Source organism: Consotaella aegiceratis, assembly GCF_036541425.1.
GTDB lineage: Bacteria > Pseudomonadota > Alphaproteobacteria > Rhizobiales > Rhizobiaceae > Consotaella > Consotaella aegiceratis.
In genome coordinates this window covers 1-15,554 of sequence record NZ_JAZHFT010000052.1, presented here as the reverse complement: position 1 = coordinate 15,554, position 15,554 = coordinate 1, and the positions used below count along the sequence as shown (strand labels likewise).

The 15,554-nt window shown below is 64.7% G+C and carries 12 protein-coding genes; 9 read left to right on the top strand and 3 right to left on the bottom strand.

Annotated features, from left to right (window positions below; all coding sequences use genetic code 11):
- Window positions 1-12: 12 nt before the first annotated feature.
- From prfA to clpB, 4 genes are all read left to right on the top strand, one after another.
- Window positions 13-1,092: a peptide chain release factor 1 gene (prfA, locus tag SMD10_RS22000; RefSeq protein ID WP_331687894.1), complete on the top strand. Its 1,080-nt coding sequence runs from the start codon at window positions 13-15 to the stop codon at window positions 1,090-1,092.
- Between the two features lie 13 nt (window positions 1,093-1,105).
- A complete protein-coding gene (gene prmC / locus SMD10_RS21995; protein ID WP_331687893.1) occupies window positions 1,106-1,981 on the top strand; it encodes a peptide chain release factor N(5)-glutamine methyltransferase in 876 nt (291 codons plus the stop codon).
- Window positions 1,982-2,309: 328 nt separating this feature from the next.
- Entirely contained in the window at window positions 2,310-3,212 is a 903-nt protein-coding gene (locus SMD10_RS21990; protein ID WP_331687892.1) for a DUF4167 domain-containing protein, read from the top strand.
- Window positions 3,213-3,474: 262 nt separating this feature from the next.
- The gene (gene clpB / locus SMD10_RS21985) at window positions 3,475-6,096 is read left to right on the top strand and encodes an ATP-dependent chaperone ClpB (protein WP_331687891.1); all 2,622 of its coding nucleotides are present in this window, start codon (window positions 3,475-3,477) and stop codon (window positions 6,094-6,096) included.
- A 94-nt stretch (window positions 6,097-6,190) separates the two neighbouring features.
- On the opposite strand, the gene SMD10_RS21980 is transcribed toward clpB, so the two are convergent.
- Window positions 6,191-6,559, bottom strand: a complete 369-nt coding sequence (locus SMD10_RS21980) for a PRC-barrel domain-containing protein (protein ID WP_331687890.1) — start codon at window positions 6,557-6,559, stop codon at window positions 6,191-6,193.
- Window positions 6,560-6,685: 126 nt separating this feature from the next.
- Here SMD10_RS21980 and SMD10_RS21975 point away from each other — a divergent pair, with 126 nt between their 5' ends.
- The 4 genes from SMD10_RS21975 (at window position 6,686) to mgrA (ending at window position 11,294) form a co-directional block, all read left to right on the top strand.
- A complete protein-coding gene (locus SMD10_RS21975; RefSeq protein WP_331687889.1) occupies window positions 6,686-7,525 on the top strand; it encodes an aldo/keto reductase in 840 nt (279 codons plus the stop codon).
- A gap of 213 nt (window positions 7,526-7,738) precedes the next feature.
- The gene (locus SMD10_RS21970) at window positions 7,739-9,112 is read left to right on the top strand and encodes a L,D-transpeptidase family protein (RefSeq protein WP_432757299.1); all 1,374 of its coding nucleotides are present in this window, start codon (window positions 7,739-7,741) and stop codon (window positions 9,110-9,112) included.
- Window positions 9,113-9,145: 33 nt separating this feature from the next.
- Window positions 9,146-10,111, top strand: coding sequence for an extensin family protein (locus SMD10_RS21965; protein WP_331687888.1), 966 nt, complete (start codon window positions 9,146-9,148; stop codon window positions 10,109-10,111).
- Window positions 10,112-10,256: 145 nt separating this feature from the next.
- Window positions 10,257-11,294, top strand: a complete 1,038-nt coding sequence (gene mgrA / locus SMD10_RS21960) for an L-glyceraldehyde 3-phosphate reductase (RefSeq protein ID WP_331687887.1) — start codon at window positions 10,257-10,259, stop codon at window positions 11,292-11,294.
- 113 nt (window positions 11,295-11,407) lie between these two features.
- Here the strand turns inward: mgrA and SMD10_RS21955 are convergent, their stop codons facing one another.
- Window positions 11,408-12,325 (bottom strand): LysR substrate-binding domain-containing protein, encoded by a 918-nt coding sequence (locus tag SMD10_RS21955; protein WP_331687886.1) that lies wholly within the window; start codon window positions 12,323-12,325, stop codon window positions 11,408-11,410.
- 110 nt (window positions 12,326-12,435) lie between these two features.
- On the opposite strand from SMD10_RS21955, the gene SMD10_RS21950 reads away from it, so the two are divergent.
- Window positions 12,436-12,771 carry a hypothetical protein gene (locus SMD10_RS21950; RefSeq protein WP_331687885.1) on the top strand — a complete coding sequence of 112 codons (336 nt, stop codon included), beginning with the start codon at window positions 12,436-12,438 and terminating at the stop codon, window positions 12,769-12,771.
- Window positions 12,772-12,837: 66 nt separating this feature from the next.
- On the opposite strand, the gene SMD10_RS21945 is transcribed toward SMD10_RS21950, so the two are convergent.
- A complete protein-coding gene (locus SMD10_RS21945) occupies window positions 12,838-14,769 on the bottom strand; it encodes a M23 family metallopeptidase (RefSeq protein ID WP_331687884.1) in 1,932 nt (643 codons plus the stop codon).
- Between the last annotated feature and the right edge of the window lie 785 nt (window positions 14,770-15,554).

Here is a 15,554-nt window from a genome sequence, read left to right as displayed (position 1 = left end):
AATAGAACAGACATGGTTACACTGCCTGAAGACAGCATGGACGAGCTGGTCAAGCGCTTCGCCTATCTGGAGGCGGAGATGGCCAAGGGCGGCGATCGCGCCGACTTTGCAGGGCTGGCCAGCGATTACGCGGGTCTGGAGCCCATCGTGGCCGCGATCCGGACCTATCGATCGGCGCAGCAGGAGGCGCGCGATCTCGAGACGCTGCGCGACGATCCTTCGGCCGAGCGCGAGATGCGACAACTCGCGGAGGCCGAACTGCTCGATCTCGAAGACCGGCTCGAGGAGCTTGCCGGCCAGATCCAGATCCTGCTCCTGCCGAAGGACGAGGCGGATGAGAAGGGCGCCATTCTGGAAATCCGGGCCGGCACGGGAGGCTCCGAGGCGGCGCTGTTCGCCGGCGACCTCTTCCGCATGTATCAGCGCTATGCCGAATTGCACGGCTGGAAGGTCGAGGTCCTGTCCGCCAGCGAAGGCGACGTCGGCGGCTACAAGGAGGTGATCGCCTCGGTCAAAGGGCGCGGCGTGTTCTCCAAGCTCAAGTTCGAGTCGGGTGTCCATCGGGTGCAACGCGTGCCCGAGACCGAATCGGGCGGCCGCATCCACACGTCGGCGGCCACCGTCGCGGTGCTGCCGGAAGCTGCCGATATCGACGTGGATGTCCGCCAGGAGGACATCCGCATCGACACCATGCGCTCCTCCGGCGCCGGCGGGCAGCACGTCAACACGACGGACTCCGCAGTGCGCATCACCCATCTTCCGACAGGCATCGTCGTCACCTCCTCGGAAAAGTCGCAGCACCAAAATCGGGCGCGCGCCATGGAGGTCCTGAAGGCGCGTCTCTACGATCTCGAACGCCAGCGCGCCGACAGCGAGCGCTCGGAGGCACGGCGCACGCAGGTCGGCTCCGGCGACCGGTCGGAGCGCATCCGCACCTACAATTTCCCGCAGGGGCGGATCACCGATCACCGCATCAACCTGACGCTCTACAAGCTCGACCGGTTCATCGCGGGCGAGATGGACGAACTCATCGATGCCCTGACGGCCGAGGACCAGGCTGCACGGCTGGCCGCCGTCGGTGCGGAAGGCTGACGGAGCGCCGACGATGCCGACGCTCGCCGAGGTTCTGGCCGAGACGCGTCGGCGCTTTGCCGAAGCGTCGCTTGCGACGCCCGATCTCGACGCCCGCTTGTTGGTCGGTGCGGCCTTCGACGTCGATCGGGCCGGCCTGATTCTGCGAGGTCAGGACCTAGCCCCTCAAACCGGGCTCGATCGTCTTCAGCCGCATGTCGAACGGCGGCTCAGGGGCGAACCGGTGCATCGGATTCTGGGTCGGCGCGCCTTCTACGATCACGAGTTTCGCCTGTCGCCCGAGACGCTGGAGCCGCGCCCCGACACCGAAATTCTCGTGGACCTGAGCCTGAAGGCGCTGGCCGAGGTGGTCGCGGCGAAAGGCCAGTGCGTGTTCGCCGACGTGGGGACGGGAACCGGGGCGATTGCCGTCTCGCTGCTGGCGGCGGTTCCGCAAGCCGAGGCGATCGCGATCGATCTGTCCTTCGGGGCGCTGCTGACCGCCAGGGTCAATGCGCAAGAGGCCGGCGTGGCCGACCGCTTCCTTCCTGTCCAGGGCGATTATCTCGCGGCGCTCGCCGCCCCCCTTGATGTGGTGGTCGCCAATCCCCCATATATCGAACATGACGAGATCGGCCGCCTTGATCCACAAGTGCGCGATTTCGATCCTCATTTGGCGCTCGACGGCGGTCCTGACGGGCTTGACGCCTATCGCGCCTTGGCCGGCCAAGCGCCGCATATTCTCATGGACACAGGCAGCGTGCTGGTCGAGATAGGGTTGGCTCAAGGTCGCGCCGTTAAGAATCTCTTTGCGCAGAGCGGTTTTTCCTGCGCAATGGCTTTGCAGGACCTTGCTGGGGTCGAGCGGGCGCTTTGGTTTCGTCGCGGCGGTGTTCCGATGGCAAACTGACGCAGAATTTTCATACGGTGGTGGCAAAAAACGCTTGTGGCCTGCCGATGAAGACTCTAGGGTTTGCCTACATTGCGGAAAATCGAGGGGGACATCCCACCGCGCACGAACCGTCAGAACCGGCGGACGACTGGCAAGGGATGCTCGAGATGGCTTGAAGCCGCCCGCAGAACTGGCGGTGTGGATCGCTTGGCCTAATCGGCAATTAATTCTTGGAAACGGCAGCGCGCAAAGCGTGTGCTGCGCATCTATGCGAAGTGGCGCATTGTCCTTCGCGGTGAGGGGCCTAACCGGCGATACACCGGATATCATCGAAGACAGGAAGAGCATGAGGCCAGGACAGCAGAACAAGCGTATGCGTGGACGCGGACGCAAAGGGCCCAATCCACTCTCGCGCAGTTATGAATCGAACGGCCCCGACGTGAAGATCCGGGGTACGGCCCAGCATATCGCCGAGAAATATGCCGCATTGGCGCGGGATGCTTCGGCTTCGGGCGATCGCGTCGTGGCAGAAAACTATCTGCAGCATGCCGAACACTACAATCGCATCATCGCCGCCGCGCAGGCCCAGTTCCAGCCGCAACGCGAGGAGCGGGACAGTCGCGATTCGGACGATGACGAGGATTACGAGGGCCAGGACAACCAGTTCGCGCGCAGCGATCGCCGCCAGGGCAATGGCGATGGCCGCGATCAGTTCGACCGGCAGAGCGTCAACGGCGTGGGGCCGCAGCCCTACGTCAATGGACCGGGCTCGGGCGAGGCTGGCCAGGGCGATGCCCAGATGCGCTATCGCTCGGAGCGTGGCCGCCGGGACGACACGCCCTCGGAGAATCGAGGGCGGGCCAACGGCGAGGAGTCTCGCGCCGGAGCGGGCGAAGACGAATCCGGGCTCGGCCGTCGTCGTGGCCGCTCCCGCCGGAACCGCGATACCGACACGGTGACAGGCGATACGGCGACGCCCATCGAGGCTGCCGCCGAGGCGCCTGAAGCGCCCGTTGCAGCGGCGCCTCAGGTTGTCGCGAGCGAACCGGATGACGCTCCTGCCGAAAAGCCGGTCCGCCGGCGGCGTACGACCAAGCCAGCCACGCCGGAACCTGCGGCGGAAGCCGCTCCGGCGGCCGAGGACAAGCCGAAGCGCAAGCCCGGCCGGCCGCGCAAGAAGAAGAGCGACGAAGCCTCCGATGCCGAGGGCAACGAACTGCCTTCCTTCCTGCTGGCCTCGAACGGCTGAACGGTCGGCAAGAGACCGACAGGGGCCGTCATCCAAAGAGCGACGGCCGGTTTAGGCTCCATGAAACGCAAAAAGCCTCGGCTCGCCGCCGGGGCTTTTTCTTTTTGACCGGCGGGTGTGCCGGCCCGCTTTGCGTCTTGCTTAGCAGGCCCTGCATCCACATATCTCAGAGCGAACGGCTCGCCGAAATCGGGGGCCGAACTCCAACCCTCGCCGGATTACGCCTCGAGAAGGGTGATCGGCCGAAAGGAGACATCGCTTCATGAATCCTGAGAAATACACCGAACGGGTCCGCGGCTTCATTCAATCGGCGCAGACGCTGGCCTTGTCGCGCGACCATCAGCAGTTCACGCCCGAGCACATTCTGAAAGTCCTGATCGACGACGACGAAGGCTTGGCCTCCGGTCTCATCGAGGCGGCCGGCGGCCGCCCGCAGGACGTTCGCCTCGCCGTCAATGCGGCGCTCGACGCCATGCCCAAGGTTTCCGGCGGCAGCGGTCAGATCTATCTGGCCGGCCCGCTGGCCAAGGTGTTCAACACGGCCGAAGAGATCGCCAAAAAGGCCGGCGACAGCTTCGTGACCGTGGAACGGCTGCTGCTCGCGCTCGCCATGGAGAAGTCGGCCAAGACCGCCGACCTTCTGAAGAAGGCCGGTGTAACGCCGACGGGGCTGAACCAGGCGATCAACGATCTGCGCAAGGGGCGAACGGCCGACTCGGCTTCGGCCGAGCAAGGGTATGACGCGCTCAAGAAATATGCTCGTGACCTGACCAAGGACGCGCGCGAGGGCAAGCTCGATCCGGTCATCGGCCGTGACGACGAGATCCGCCGCACCATCCAGGTTCTGTCGCGCCGCACCAAGAACAACCCGGTGCTGATCGGCGAGCCCGGCGTCGGCAAGACCGCGATCGCGGAAGGCTTGGCGCTTAGGATCGTCAACGGTGACGTGCCGGAAAGCCTGCGCGACAAGCAGCTGATGGCGCTCGACATGGGCGCGCTGATCGCCGGTGCGAAATATCGTGGCGAATTCGAGGAGCGGCTGAAGGCCGTGCTCTCGGAGGTGACGGCCGCGGCCGGCGGCATCATCCTGTTCATCGACGAGATGCACACGCTGGTCGGCGCCGGCAAGGCGGACGGGGCGATGGACGCCTCCAACCTCTTGAAGCCGGCGCTCGCGCGCGGTGAACTCCACTGCGTCGGCGCGACGACGCTCGACGAATACCGCAAGCACGTGGAAAAGGATGCCGCCTTGGCGCGCCGCTTCCAGCCGGTCTTCATCGAGGAGCCGACGGTCGAGGACACCATTTCGATCCTGCGCGGGCTGAAGGAGAAGTACGAGCAGCATCATCAGGTGCGGATCTCCGATTCCGCGCTGGTGGCTGCGGCCCAGCTTTCCAATCGCTACATCACCGATCGTTTTCTGCCGGACAAGGCGATCGACCTCGTCGATGAGGGCGCATCGCGCCTGCGCATGCAGGTCGATTCCAAGCCCGAGGCGCTGGATGAGATCGACCGCCGCGTCATGCAGCTCAAGATCGAGCGCGAGGCGCTGAAGAAGGAGACCGACGACGCCTCAAGGGATCGGCTGGAGCGGCTCGAGACCGAGCTGGCCAACCTCGAAGAGGAATCGGCACGGCTGACGTCGGCCTGGCAGGCGGAAAAGTCGAAGCTGGGCCTTGCGGCCGAGCTGAAGCGCCGTCTGGACGAAGCCCGCAACGACCTCGCCATTGCCCAGCGCAAGGGCGAGTTCCAGCGTGCCGGAGAACTGGCCTATGGCCAGATCCCGAAGCTCGAACGCGAGCTGAGAGAGGCCGAAGAGCATGACGGAAGCCACGGCGGCTCGATGGTCGAGGAAACCGTGACGGCCGATCACATCGCTCACGTCGTCTCCCGCTGGACCGGCATTCCGGTGGATCGGATGCTGGAAGGCGAGCGCGACAAGCTGTTGCGCATGGAAGACGAGCTGGCCAAGCGCGTCGTCGGCCAGGGCGAGGCGGTGCAGGCGGTGTCGAAGGCGGTCCGGCGGGCCCGCGCGGGACTGCAGGATCCGAACCGGCCGATCGGCTCGTTCATCTTCCTCGGCCCCACCGGCGTCGGCAAGACGGAGTTGACCAAGGCGCTCGCGAACTTCCTCTTCGACGAGGAGACGGCGATGGTGCGCCTCGACATGTCGGAATACATGGAGAAGCACTCCGTCGCCCGGCTGATCGGCGCGCCTCCCGGCTATGTCGGCTACGAGGAAGGCGGAGCGCTGACCGAAGCGGTGCGCCGCAGGCCGTATCAGGTGATCCTGTTCGACGAGATCGAAAAGGCGCATCCGGACGTCTTCAACGTGCTCCTGCAGGTGCTCGACGACGGCCGGCTGACGGACGGTCAGGGCCGGACGGTCGACTTCCGCAACACGCTGGTCATCATGACCTCCAACCTGGGTGCGGAATATCTGACCTCGCTCGGCCAGGACGAGGATGCCGAAGCCGCGCGCGAGCAGGTGATGAATGTCGTCAAGGCTTCGTTCAGGCCGGAGTTTTTGAACCGCGTGGACGAGATCATCCTGTTCCACCGGCTGCATCGCTCCGAGATGGGCGCGATCGTCGATATTCAGATGGCGCGGCTAGAGAAGCTGCTGGCCGACCGGCAGATCGTCATCGAACTCGATGAAACGGCGCGCGAATGGCTGGCCGAACGGGGCTACGATCCTGCCTACGGCGCCCGGCCGCTGAAGCGCGTGATCCAGCGCGAGGTGCAGGATCCGCTCGCCGAGAAGATCCTGATGGGCGAGATCAAGGACGAAAGCCGGCTGAAGATCTCGGCTGGCGGCGACCACCTGATCTTCCATGTGGTCGGTTCCAAGGCCGATGCGCCCGGCGACCGCGTGGCCGCCTGAGCGAGGCGTCCCGGCGAATGATGGCAAGGAAAAGGGCGGCTCGTTTGGCCGCCCTTTTCACTATTTCAGAGCATCAGAGCTTCGCAATTGACGGTTACACGATCGGATGGGCCATCACGCCGTAATAGTCGTCGATCGAACGGCCGTAGGCCGGATCGGCCCAACTCGGCGATTCCGCCGCGCCGTAGCGCGGGCCTTGCTTGAGCTGATCGATGGTCACGCCGATAACGTAACCACCCTGGCGCTCGTCGTATTTCAGGACCTGCCAGGGGAGCGGATAATATTCCTCGCCGAACCCCAGAAAGCCGCCGAACGACAGGATCGCGTATTTGACCGCGCCATCGCGCTTGCCGAGCACGAAGTCCTGGATGTGTCCCAGGTGCTCGCCTTCGGTGTTGTAGACCTCGGTGCCGCTCACCCGGCTTGCCTCGATATGGTCGGCGGCCACGGAAACGTCGGACATGTTCGTTCTCCCAATCGGGTTGTTTGGCTTAAAGAACGGTCCGGTCGGATGACGGGTTCCGGATCGGGCTGCTTGGCGGGTCGAGCCGCCTCGGGCTATCGTTGGGTCAATCAGCGGAGAATCATCATGCGAACGGTCAGCTTTGCGGACGGCGCGACGGTTCCGGTGCTCGGGCAGGGAACCTGGATGATGGGGGAGGGCCGGAACGCCTACAGCGACGAATTGCGGGCCCTGCGTGTCGGGCTCGATGCAGGCATGACGCTCATCGATACGGCCGAGCTCTACGGCGCCGGCGATTCGGAGGAACTGGTCGGCGAGGCGATCGAGGGGCGGCGCGACGAGGTCTTCCTGGTGTCCAAGGTGATGCCGTCGAATGCGTCGCGCGAAGGAACGAAGGAGGCCTGCGAGACCAGTCTGGCCCGGCTCGGGACCGACCGTCTCGATCTCTATCTGCTGCACTGGCGCGGCGGCTACCCGCTGGCGGAAACGATCGAAGCTTTTCAGGAGCTGATCGCCGAGGGCAAGATCCTGCGCTGGGGCGTCTCCAACTTCGACGTATCCGACATGGAGGAACTGCTGAGGGTTCCTGGTGGCCGGGACTGCGCCGTCAATCAGATCCTCTACAATCTGGAGGAGCGCGGCATCGAGTTCGATCTCCTCCCATGGATGGCCGAGCGCGGCATGCCGGCCATGGCCTATTCGCCGCTGTGGCAAGGCGGCGCTCGCATGCTGCACGACCCGGCGCTGGTCGAGGTCGCGGACTGCCACGACGCCAGCCCGGCGCAGATCGCGCTGGCGTTCACCATCCGGCGCGCCGGGGTGATCGCCATTCCCAAAGCGGGCCGGCTGGACCATGTCCACGAGAATGCCGTGGCGGACGAGATCGACCTGACGGACGAAGATTGCGTGGCGCTCGACCAGGCCTTTCCTCCACCTCGGCGCAAGCAACCGCTGGCTATCATCTAGCACGTACCGGCCTCAGTCGCGTTGGATCCGGACGGCTGGCGAACCCTTCGGCATGGTTGACGGACGATTGCCCTGTTCGGCCATCTTCATGTCTCGTTCAGTCATCATTGATTAACCATGAGGCCTCGCCCACGGCATCGATTCGAGATGTGCGGCGTTACAATTTTAGCCTTTCCAAAAAGGTCCGCTTGGCTGGTGGTGGAGCAGAAACGAATGTCGTCGAATATCCTCTCGGTCCTTGTCGTCGCAGGCGCCCTGTTGCCGCCGACGGCGGTCCTGGCGCAAGACGCACCGGTGCCGCCGGAGCCAGTGCAGATGGCGCAGATCTACGATCCCGGCTATCCGGCCGCTCGCAGCAGCGCGACGCGCACCTATGTCGACGAGTTCGGCCGGCGGGTGACCGTCGATGCCTATGGCCGCATCGTCGGGGTACAGGAGCCGCGTCGCCAGACCTTCCAGGGCGGCTATCAGGATCAGGTCCGCAACCTCCCCTCGGACGACCGTTACGTGCCGATGGGGCCGGGCGGCCAGCCGCTGGCGCCGGTTTCCGCCGATCCCTACGACAATAGCGGCTACAACACCGGCGATAGCGCCCCGCAGCCGCTTGGAACGCCGAATTCCGGCTGGGACGACAACGGGTATGGCGCCAGCCCGGACAGCGGGGTGCCCGGCTCCTCGGGTTCGTCCGCGACCGTGCCGGAGAGCAATCCGGCTCCGGTCATCGAAGGACCCAAGGGCAAGAACGCCAAGTCCCAGATCGCGGCTCTTCAGGTGATCCTCGACCGCGCGGGAATTTCGCCCGGCGTCATCGACGGACGCATGGGCTCGAACGTCAACAAGGCCGTCGCCTCCTATCAGGAGAAATACGGCCGCACCATCGACCCGACCGACGCCCAGGCGTTGGTCGAAGAGCTGGACGCCACCGGCGGACCGGCGATCATGACCTATACGATCACCGCCGAGGACGCAGCGGGCCCCTACGTGGCCTCGATCCCGGAGGACTACGGCGAAAAGGCGCAGTTGCCGGAGCTGTCGTATCAGCGGCCGAGCGAGATGTTGGCCGAGCGCTTTCATATGGACGAGGGCTATCTGAAGGAGATCAATCCGGGCGCCGACTTCAACCGTCCGGGGACCATCATCAAGGTGATGGCGGTGGGCGAGAAGGTCCAGACCCCGGTTGTCCGGATCATCGCCGACAAGGGCCGTGAGCAGGTGCGGGCCTATGACGAGGCCGGCGAATTGGTAGCCGCCTATCCCTCCACCATTGGTTCGTCCGATACGCCGTCGCCGAGCGGAACCGTCGAGGTAAGCCGCATCGCATTTGACCCGAGCTACACCTACAATCCGAAGATCAACTTCAAGCAGGGCAACAATGACGGCGTACTGACCATTCCGCCGGGTCCCAACGGTCCGGTGGGCTCGATCTGGATCGCGCTGTCCAAGCCGACCTACGGCATCCATGGAACGCCCGAGCCCTCACTGATCGGAAAGACCAACAGCCACGGCTGTGTGCGCCTGACCAATTGGGACGCGGCCGAGCTCGCCAAGATCGTCAAGCCGGGCGTGACAGTCGAATTCGCCGAATAGGCTGGCAGCGGAGGCGAGGCTTTGCGAAATCGAGTGACAGCGTTTCATCGTGTCGGCGCGTTCTGTCTGGCGTCGATGCTGGTTCTCGATTTCGCGCCCATGGCGGATGCCGCGCCGCGGCTTCCCAGTGGGGAAAGCGCGCCTTTGCCCAGTCCGCGGGAAACCGTAGCGCCTGTCGAGGAAGCTCCGACCCAGCCACCCACTCCGGAGCCCGCACCCGATCTCCCGTCTGCGGCGGAGGCCCCTGCGCCGGATATGCCCGAGGCGAGCGACGAAGCCTCGGAAGGGGACAACAAGGCAGCAGAGCCGAAAGCTGCCGAAGGCGAGCCCGAGACAGACGACGAGTCGAGCGAAGCGGCCAAGCCATCGGTGCCGCCCATTCCCGACGAGCCCTTGGTCAAGACCTATCCCGACGAACCGGTCTTCGATCCGGCGCAGGCGACCGAGGCTGCCGCCATGGTCGTTGCGGCGCAGCGATGCGAGGCCGAGCTCGAAAAGCGTGGCGTGAAATTTCACGTGGCCGACACGATCAGCGACGGCCAGTGCGGCGTGCTTCGCCCGATCGCCATCGATCGGTTGTCGACCGGCGCTAAGGTCGAGCCGTCGACGGTTCTTCTGTGTCAGACGGCTCTGGCGCTGGATCGCTGGGTCGCCGACAGCGTAATGCCTGCCGCCCGGCAGACGTTCGACGGCGGGACGCCGACGCTCGTGCGGACCGCATCCACCTATGTTTGCCGTCAGCGCGTCGGCGGCAGCAAGATTTCCGAACACAGCCGTGGCAGCGGCGTCGACATCTCCGGTTTCGTCGTCGGCGACCACGACGTGCCGGTGAAGACGCAGGAGCCGGGGTCGCCGGAAGAGGCCTTCCAGCGCTCCGTTCGGAATGCGGCCTGCGGTCCGTTCAAGACCGTGCTGGGGCCGGGCAGCAACTCGGATCACGCGACGCATTTCCATCTAGACCTCGCCGCGCGTCGGCAGGGCGCGACCTACTGCCGCTGACGGCTTCGATCGGCGCGAGACTGGCGCCTCGCGACTTCCCGAAAGTCTCGTCGACTTGCCCTGACAGTCTGTGGCGCTATGCTGTGATCTCTCTTCTCGGCGCGCCATGCCGCGCCACATCCAGCCGATTCCAGGGAGGTTTCCGATGACCTATGTCGCGGGCGACGACCGATATTCCGCCATGTCCTATCGCCGCTGCGGCCGGTCCGGATTGCAGCTTCCGAAGATCTCGCTGGGCCTCTGGCAGAATTTCGGTGGCACAGACGTGTTCGAGACCGGCCGGGCCATCCTGCGCCGCGCCTTCGATCGCGGTGTCACCCATTTCGATCTCGCCAACAACTACGGGCCGCCCTACGGCTCGGCCGAAGCCAATTTCGGCCGCTGGATGGATTTCGATTTCCGCCCCTATCGCGACGAGCTGATCATCTCGTCAAAGGCCGGTTACGACATGTGGCCGGGACCCTACGGCAATTTCGGCTCGCGTAAATATCTGATCGCCTCCTGCGATCAGAGCCTGAAGCGCATGGGACTCGACTATGTCGACATCTTCTACCACCATCGCCCCGACCCCGAGACGCCGCTGGAGGAGACGATGGGCGCGCTCGACCACATCGTGCGCTCGGGTCGCGCGCTCTATGTCGGCATCTCCTCCTATTCGCCGGAACTGACCCGGCAGGCCTATGCGATCCTGAAGGAGCAGAAGACGCCCTTCGTCATCCACCAGCCGTCCTATTCGATGTTGAACCGCTGGGTCGAGGATGGGCTTCTCGATACGCTCGGCGAACTCGGCATCGGCTGCATCGCCTTCTCGCCGCTCGCCCAGGGCCTGCTCAGTTCGAAATATCTGGGCGGCGTGCCGTCGGACTCGCGCGCAGCCAAGAAGGGCTCGTTCAAGGAAGGGTATCTTAGCGAGGACAATCTGGCGCGTATCCGGGGGCTCAACGGCATCGCCGAGCGGCGTGGCCAGTCCCTGGCGCAGATGGCTCTGTCCTGGGTGCTTCACGACGAGCGCGTCACCTCGGCGCTGATCGGGGCTCGCACGGTGGCCCAGCTCGACGATTCGCTGGCGAGCCTCGCGACGCCGGACTTTTCCGGCGACGAACTGAAGGACATCGACAGCTTCGCCCTCGAAGGCGGCATCGATCTCTGGCGCGCGCAGTCTCGGGTGCAGCCGAAAGGATAGGGCGGCGACGGAGCCCCCCGAAGCTGCGGCTTTCCGCGGGAACCGGTCCGCCGTTCTGGACGCTCTGCCGAAAGGTTCCGATACCTGAGAACCGGGCGGCGGCGACCGTCCCGTCAGGCGAACATCCGCACATTGCGGCCGGCAATCGCCTGGAAACAATCGACGATATGCACGCTCAGGGCGTCGGTCACGGGGCCGGAGCCCGGTCGGCGCATCAGTTGGACGTCGTAGGACCCGAGCGAGGGGAGCCCGGTTCTTCCATCCAGCCGCACGAAGGGCGCTTCGGCAACGCTGAGGGGCAGGGGGGCGATGGCGAGATCCGCCTTCACCGCGGCGATCTGGCCCTGACAGTACTCGCTGGAATAGGCGACACGATAGGCAATTCCGGCCGCGTCGAGCGCGGCCAACGCTCTCGATCGCCATGAGCACCCCGAGTCGGCCAGAGCCAACGGGATCGGCGATCGTTCGACGGCCTGGCCATGGCGCAAGCCGACCCAGACCAGCGGCTCGGTGTGCACGATCTCCAGGCCTTCCCCATTGCTTTCGTCGCAGGACATCAGCGCCAGATCGATCTCGCCCGCGCGGCAAAGGCGTCGGAGCTCGCGGCTCGAGTCCAGCCGAACATCAACCTCCACATGCGGATGCGTCGAGGCAAACCGGGCAAGAAGGTCGGGAATGGCGATCACGCCGGAATCGAACGGTGCGCCGAAGCGAACCTTCCCCTCCATCGGCGGCGTCATGAAATAGGCCATCGCCTTGTCGCTGAGCTTCAGGAGCTGGCGTGCGAAGCCGAGCAGCACTTCGCCGTCGCCGGTCAGGGTGACGGCGCGGGCCTCGCGTCGAAACAATTCGCGGCCCAAGGTCTCCTCCAGCTTCTTGACCTGGAGGCTGACGGCGGACGGTGTGCGGTGGACCCGTTCCGCCGCCTTCGAGAAGTTGCCGCTCTCGCAGATGGCGACGAACGTTTGCAGGAGGTCGAACTCAAGCCGCGCGGCGGCCGGGACGACGGGAGAAAGGGCAGCCCGGTTCATGCCGGCTCCTATCTTTGAGTTTATCTCATATCAAAAGTGAGATCTTTTCGTTGGACTCAACCGTAACGCTTCGGCACCATCCTCGTCAACACACAGGATGGAGACGACCAATGTTGCAACGAGTGTTCTACGCCCGCCTTGGAGAGAACGAGCCGGAGACGAGCCGCGAGGATTGGATCAGCCGGGCTAGGACCTGGACCGTGGCACGTCGGCGCCAGCGACTGCGGCGTCAAGCGTTCCGCTCGCTTCTCACCGTCGATGATCACATTCTGGACGACATCGGGCTCAGCCGGACGCTCGTCGAGCAGGCGGCCCGAACTCCGGTCACCGTCGATGCCATCGCGCTGGTCCAGAACGAGCAACGCGCCGCCCTGGCGCAGGAATTGGCGCGTGACCGGGACAGGCGTGATGCTGTTGCGGATCCGGATCAGGACCGATCGGCTTGAGGATCGCTTCGGAGCGTCGGCCGCATGCCGGCATCATGCCGTTGCCGGCGGGTTGGCTGACCTGGCCTACCGGCCGGCGACGCGCATCGGTGCGGTCTGCTCTTCCAGAAGGCTGTCGACGCGCTCGCGCTCATGCTCGAAGGCCACGAGATCGGCGCCTTCGAGCGAATCGCCCGACGGCAGCTTGATGCGCATCGGATCGACACGTTTGCCGTTCACGTGTATCTCGAAATGCAGATGGTTGCCGGTGGAGAGCCCCGTCGAGCCCACATAGCCTATGACCTCGCCCTGGTGGACGTGGTCGCCGGACTTGAGCCCTTTGAGAAAGCCGCTCTGGTGAGCGTAGACCGTCTCGTAGCCATTGGCGTGCCGGATGACGGTTTCGCGGCCATAGCCGGTGGCCCATCCGGCGCTTTCCACGACGCCATCTCCGGCCGCCAGGATCGGGGTGCCGCGAGGTGCCGCCCAGTCGACGCCCCAATGGGGACGGGTATAGCCGAGGACCGGATGACGGCGCCCTGCCGAAAAGCCGGAGGAGAAGCGCGCATTCGGAACCGGCTTGCGCAACAGGAACTGCCTCGAGCTGTGACCTTCGTCGTCGTAGTAATCGACGCGCCCGTCTGAGGCCCGGAAGCGATAATAGGTCTTGGTGGCATCGCCGAACTGGGCAGAGACATAGAGAATCTCGGAATCCGGACTGGCGGTCGCGTCGTCCGCTGGCAGTGAATAGACCACGGTCAGTTCGTCCGAAGGCGAAAGCCTCGCCTGAAAATCCACGTCCGAAGCCAGGATGCGCAGCAGGCGCTGGCACAATTCCGTGGTCAGGCCATAGGAGAGCGCGGCCTGATAGATCCCGTCATAGACGGTGGGCATCGTCTCCCGAACCGGGCCTTCGGTGGCGTTGCCGTCGAAGGCCTGCGCCACCGCCTGGCTGAAGGCGGGGGGCTTGGACGGCTGGAAAGAGCCGTCCTCGGCGAGGGTGACGGTCAGAACGTGGCGCGTGCGGTCGTAGACGGAAAGACGGACGGGGTGCGAGCCAGCCTTGCCGTTCTCGATGCCGACCCGCAGCACGCGGCCGGCCTCCAGGGTATCGGTGCCCAAAATCTCCGCCAGGCGGGCGACGGCGGCGGCCGTCGTGTCGTCGGTAAAGCCGATCTCGGCCATTGCATCGGCAATGGTCTGATCATCGTGGAAGGGGATGATCTCTTCGTAATAGCGCTGCGTCGTCTGGTCGGCGTCGTCGGGAATGGCAACCGACACGTTTTCCGTGACGATCCGGAATGCGGAGCCGGGCTCGTAGTCGGAGGCATCCATAAAGGGATCGAAGGCGAAGGCATCGACGGGAGCGAGCGAGGCGACCTGTAACGGCTGGTCGCCGACCTTGCCGGCCACGCTGCGCACCAGTTCCTCGGCTTGCTCGGTCGATGGCGTGCCCGAGCGGTCGAACGCCTTGTCGAAGAAGTCGAACGGCTTCACGCTGAGCGTGACCTCCGTTTCCACCTTGGTGCCGTAGATCAGGCCGGTGTCGGCTTCCGCGACGTCCGCGGAATTGCTGTCGTCGTCGCTGAAGATCTTGAGCGGATCGAACGCGGGATAGTCGGTCGAGACCGGATGGCGCAGCCCGAGCGCCATATCGACATAGGCAAAGGGGCGCGCCCGAATGACCTCGCTGTCGCCGTCGCGCACCAGGGTGGAAATCTCCAGCGTCCGCCGGCTGCGATTGGCGGGGACGATCGCGGTAAAGACGCGGTCTCCCTTTTCGACGAGATCGCCCGGAGATAAGGCGCGGCTCAGAGGCGAGGGAGGTGAAGCCGACTCGTGCCCGTCGAGCGCGGCAGACAGCGCAATGCCCATGAGCGCGGTGGAAGTCAGTCCGGTCAGCAACGTGCCGCCGAGCCAGCGCAACGAAACCTGGCGGCGATCGGGCCTACGCCGGCGATCCGCCAGCAGGGGCGGATGGCTTCCTACGTTGACCGTCACATGCTCCTGGCGTTTCATCACGTTCCTTGGCTCGTTCCGGTCCGCCTTCGTCGAACAACTTGGCGAAATATCGGCGTGACGGTCGAATATCGACCGGGCTGCCGATATGACGATCTGGGCGGCCGAAAATCCAGGCCGATTAGCGTGACCCGGTTCGTCCGTGTCAACTGTTCGTCAGGCGAATAATTGACGGAGAAACTTGTTCGAAGCGGGATCGACCGTCCTTCTATGGCCGATGGGGTCGCCGCAACGACAAACGCCAGGTCGCAAATGCGCCATCCGGTCGCAGGCCGACCGCAATCGGTGGCCGGCAGGGCCGAAAGCAAGCTGTGGATTGCTGTGGAATCCGCCGAAAACCGGTGATTCCGAGGGGCTTTGTGCGCGGAGGACGTCGCGAAAAGAACGAGTCGGAAGTGGGCTTGCGGGCGAGCTTGAACTTTTTGCGAAGGGCGGCGTTGACAGGGGCATCAGGCTTCCCCTATATGAGCGCCACCAAGACGGCGGCGGCGCCACGGCGGGTCTGAAAGACCTGTACCGAACTGGATCTGGCACAATCGGTCGATCCGGTTCGATTTTGTGTCCCGCCGGTCTTGTTTCCTGAGAGCCGCTTTTGGCGACCCTCAAACGGCAGGAGAAGCTTCGGCAATCCGGTCGCCGGCAAACGTTCAGCGTTGGCCGTGTTTTTTGACAATTGCATATGAGAGAGAAGAAAGAGAAGCGTGGGCGGCGGAAGTCTGCGGCTCTGGAGTGGGATTATCCTTTATCCTGCTTTGGGGTTTGAGAGGTTTTCCGACGTGTCATGT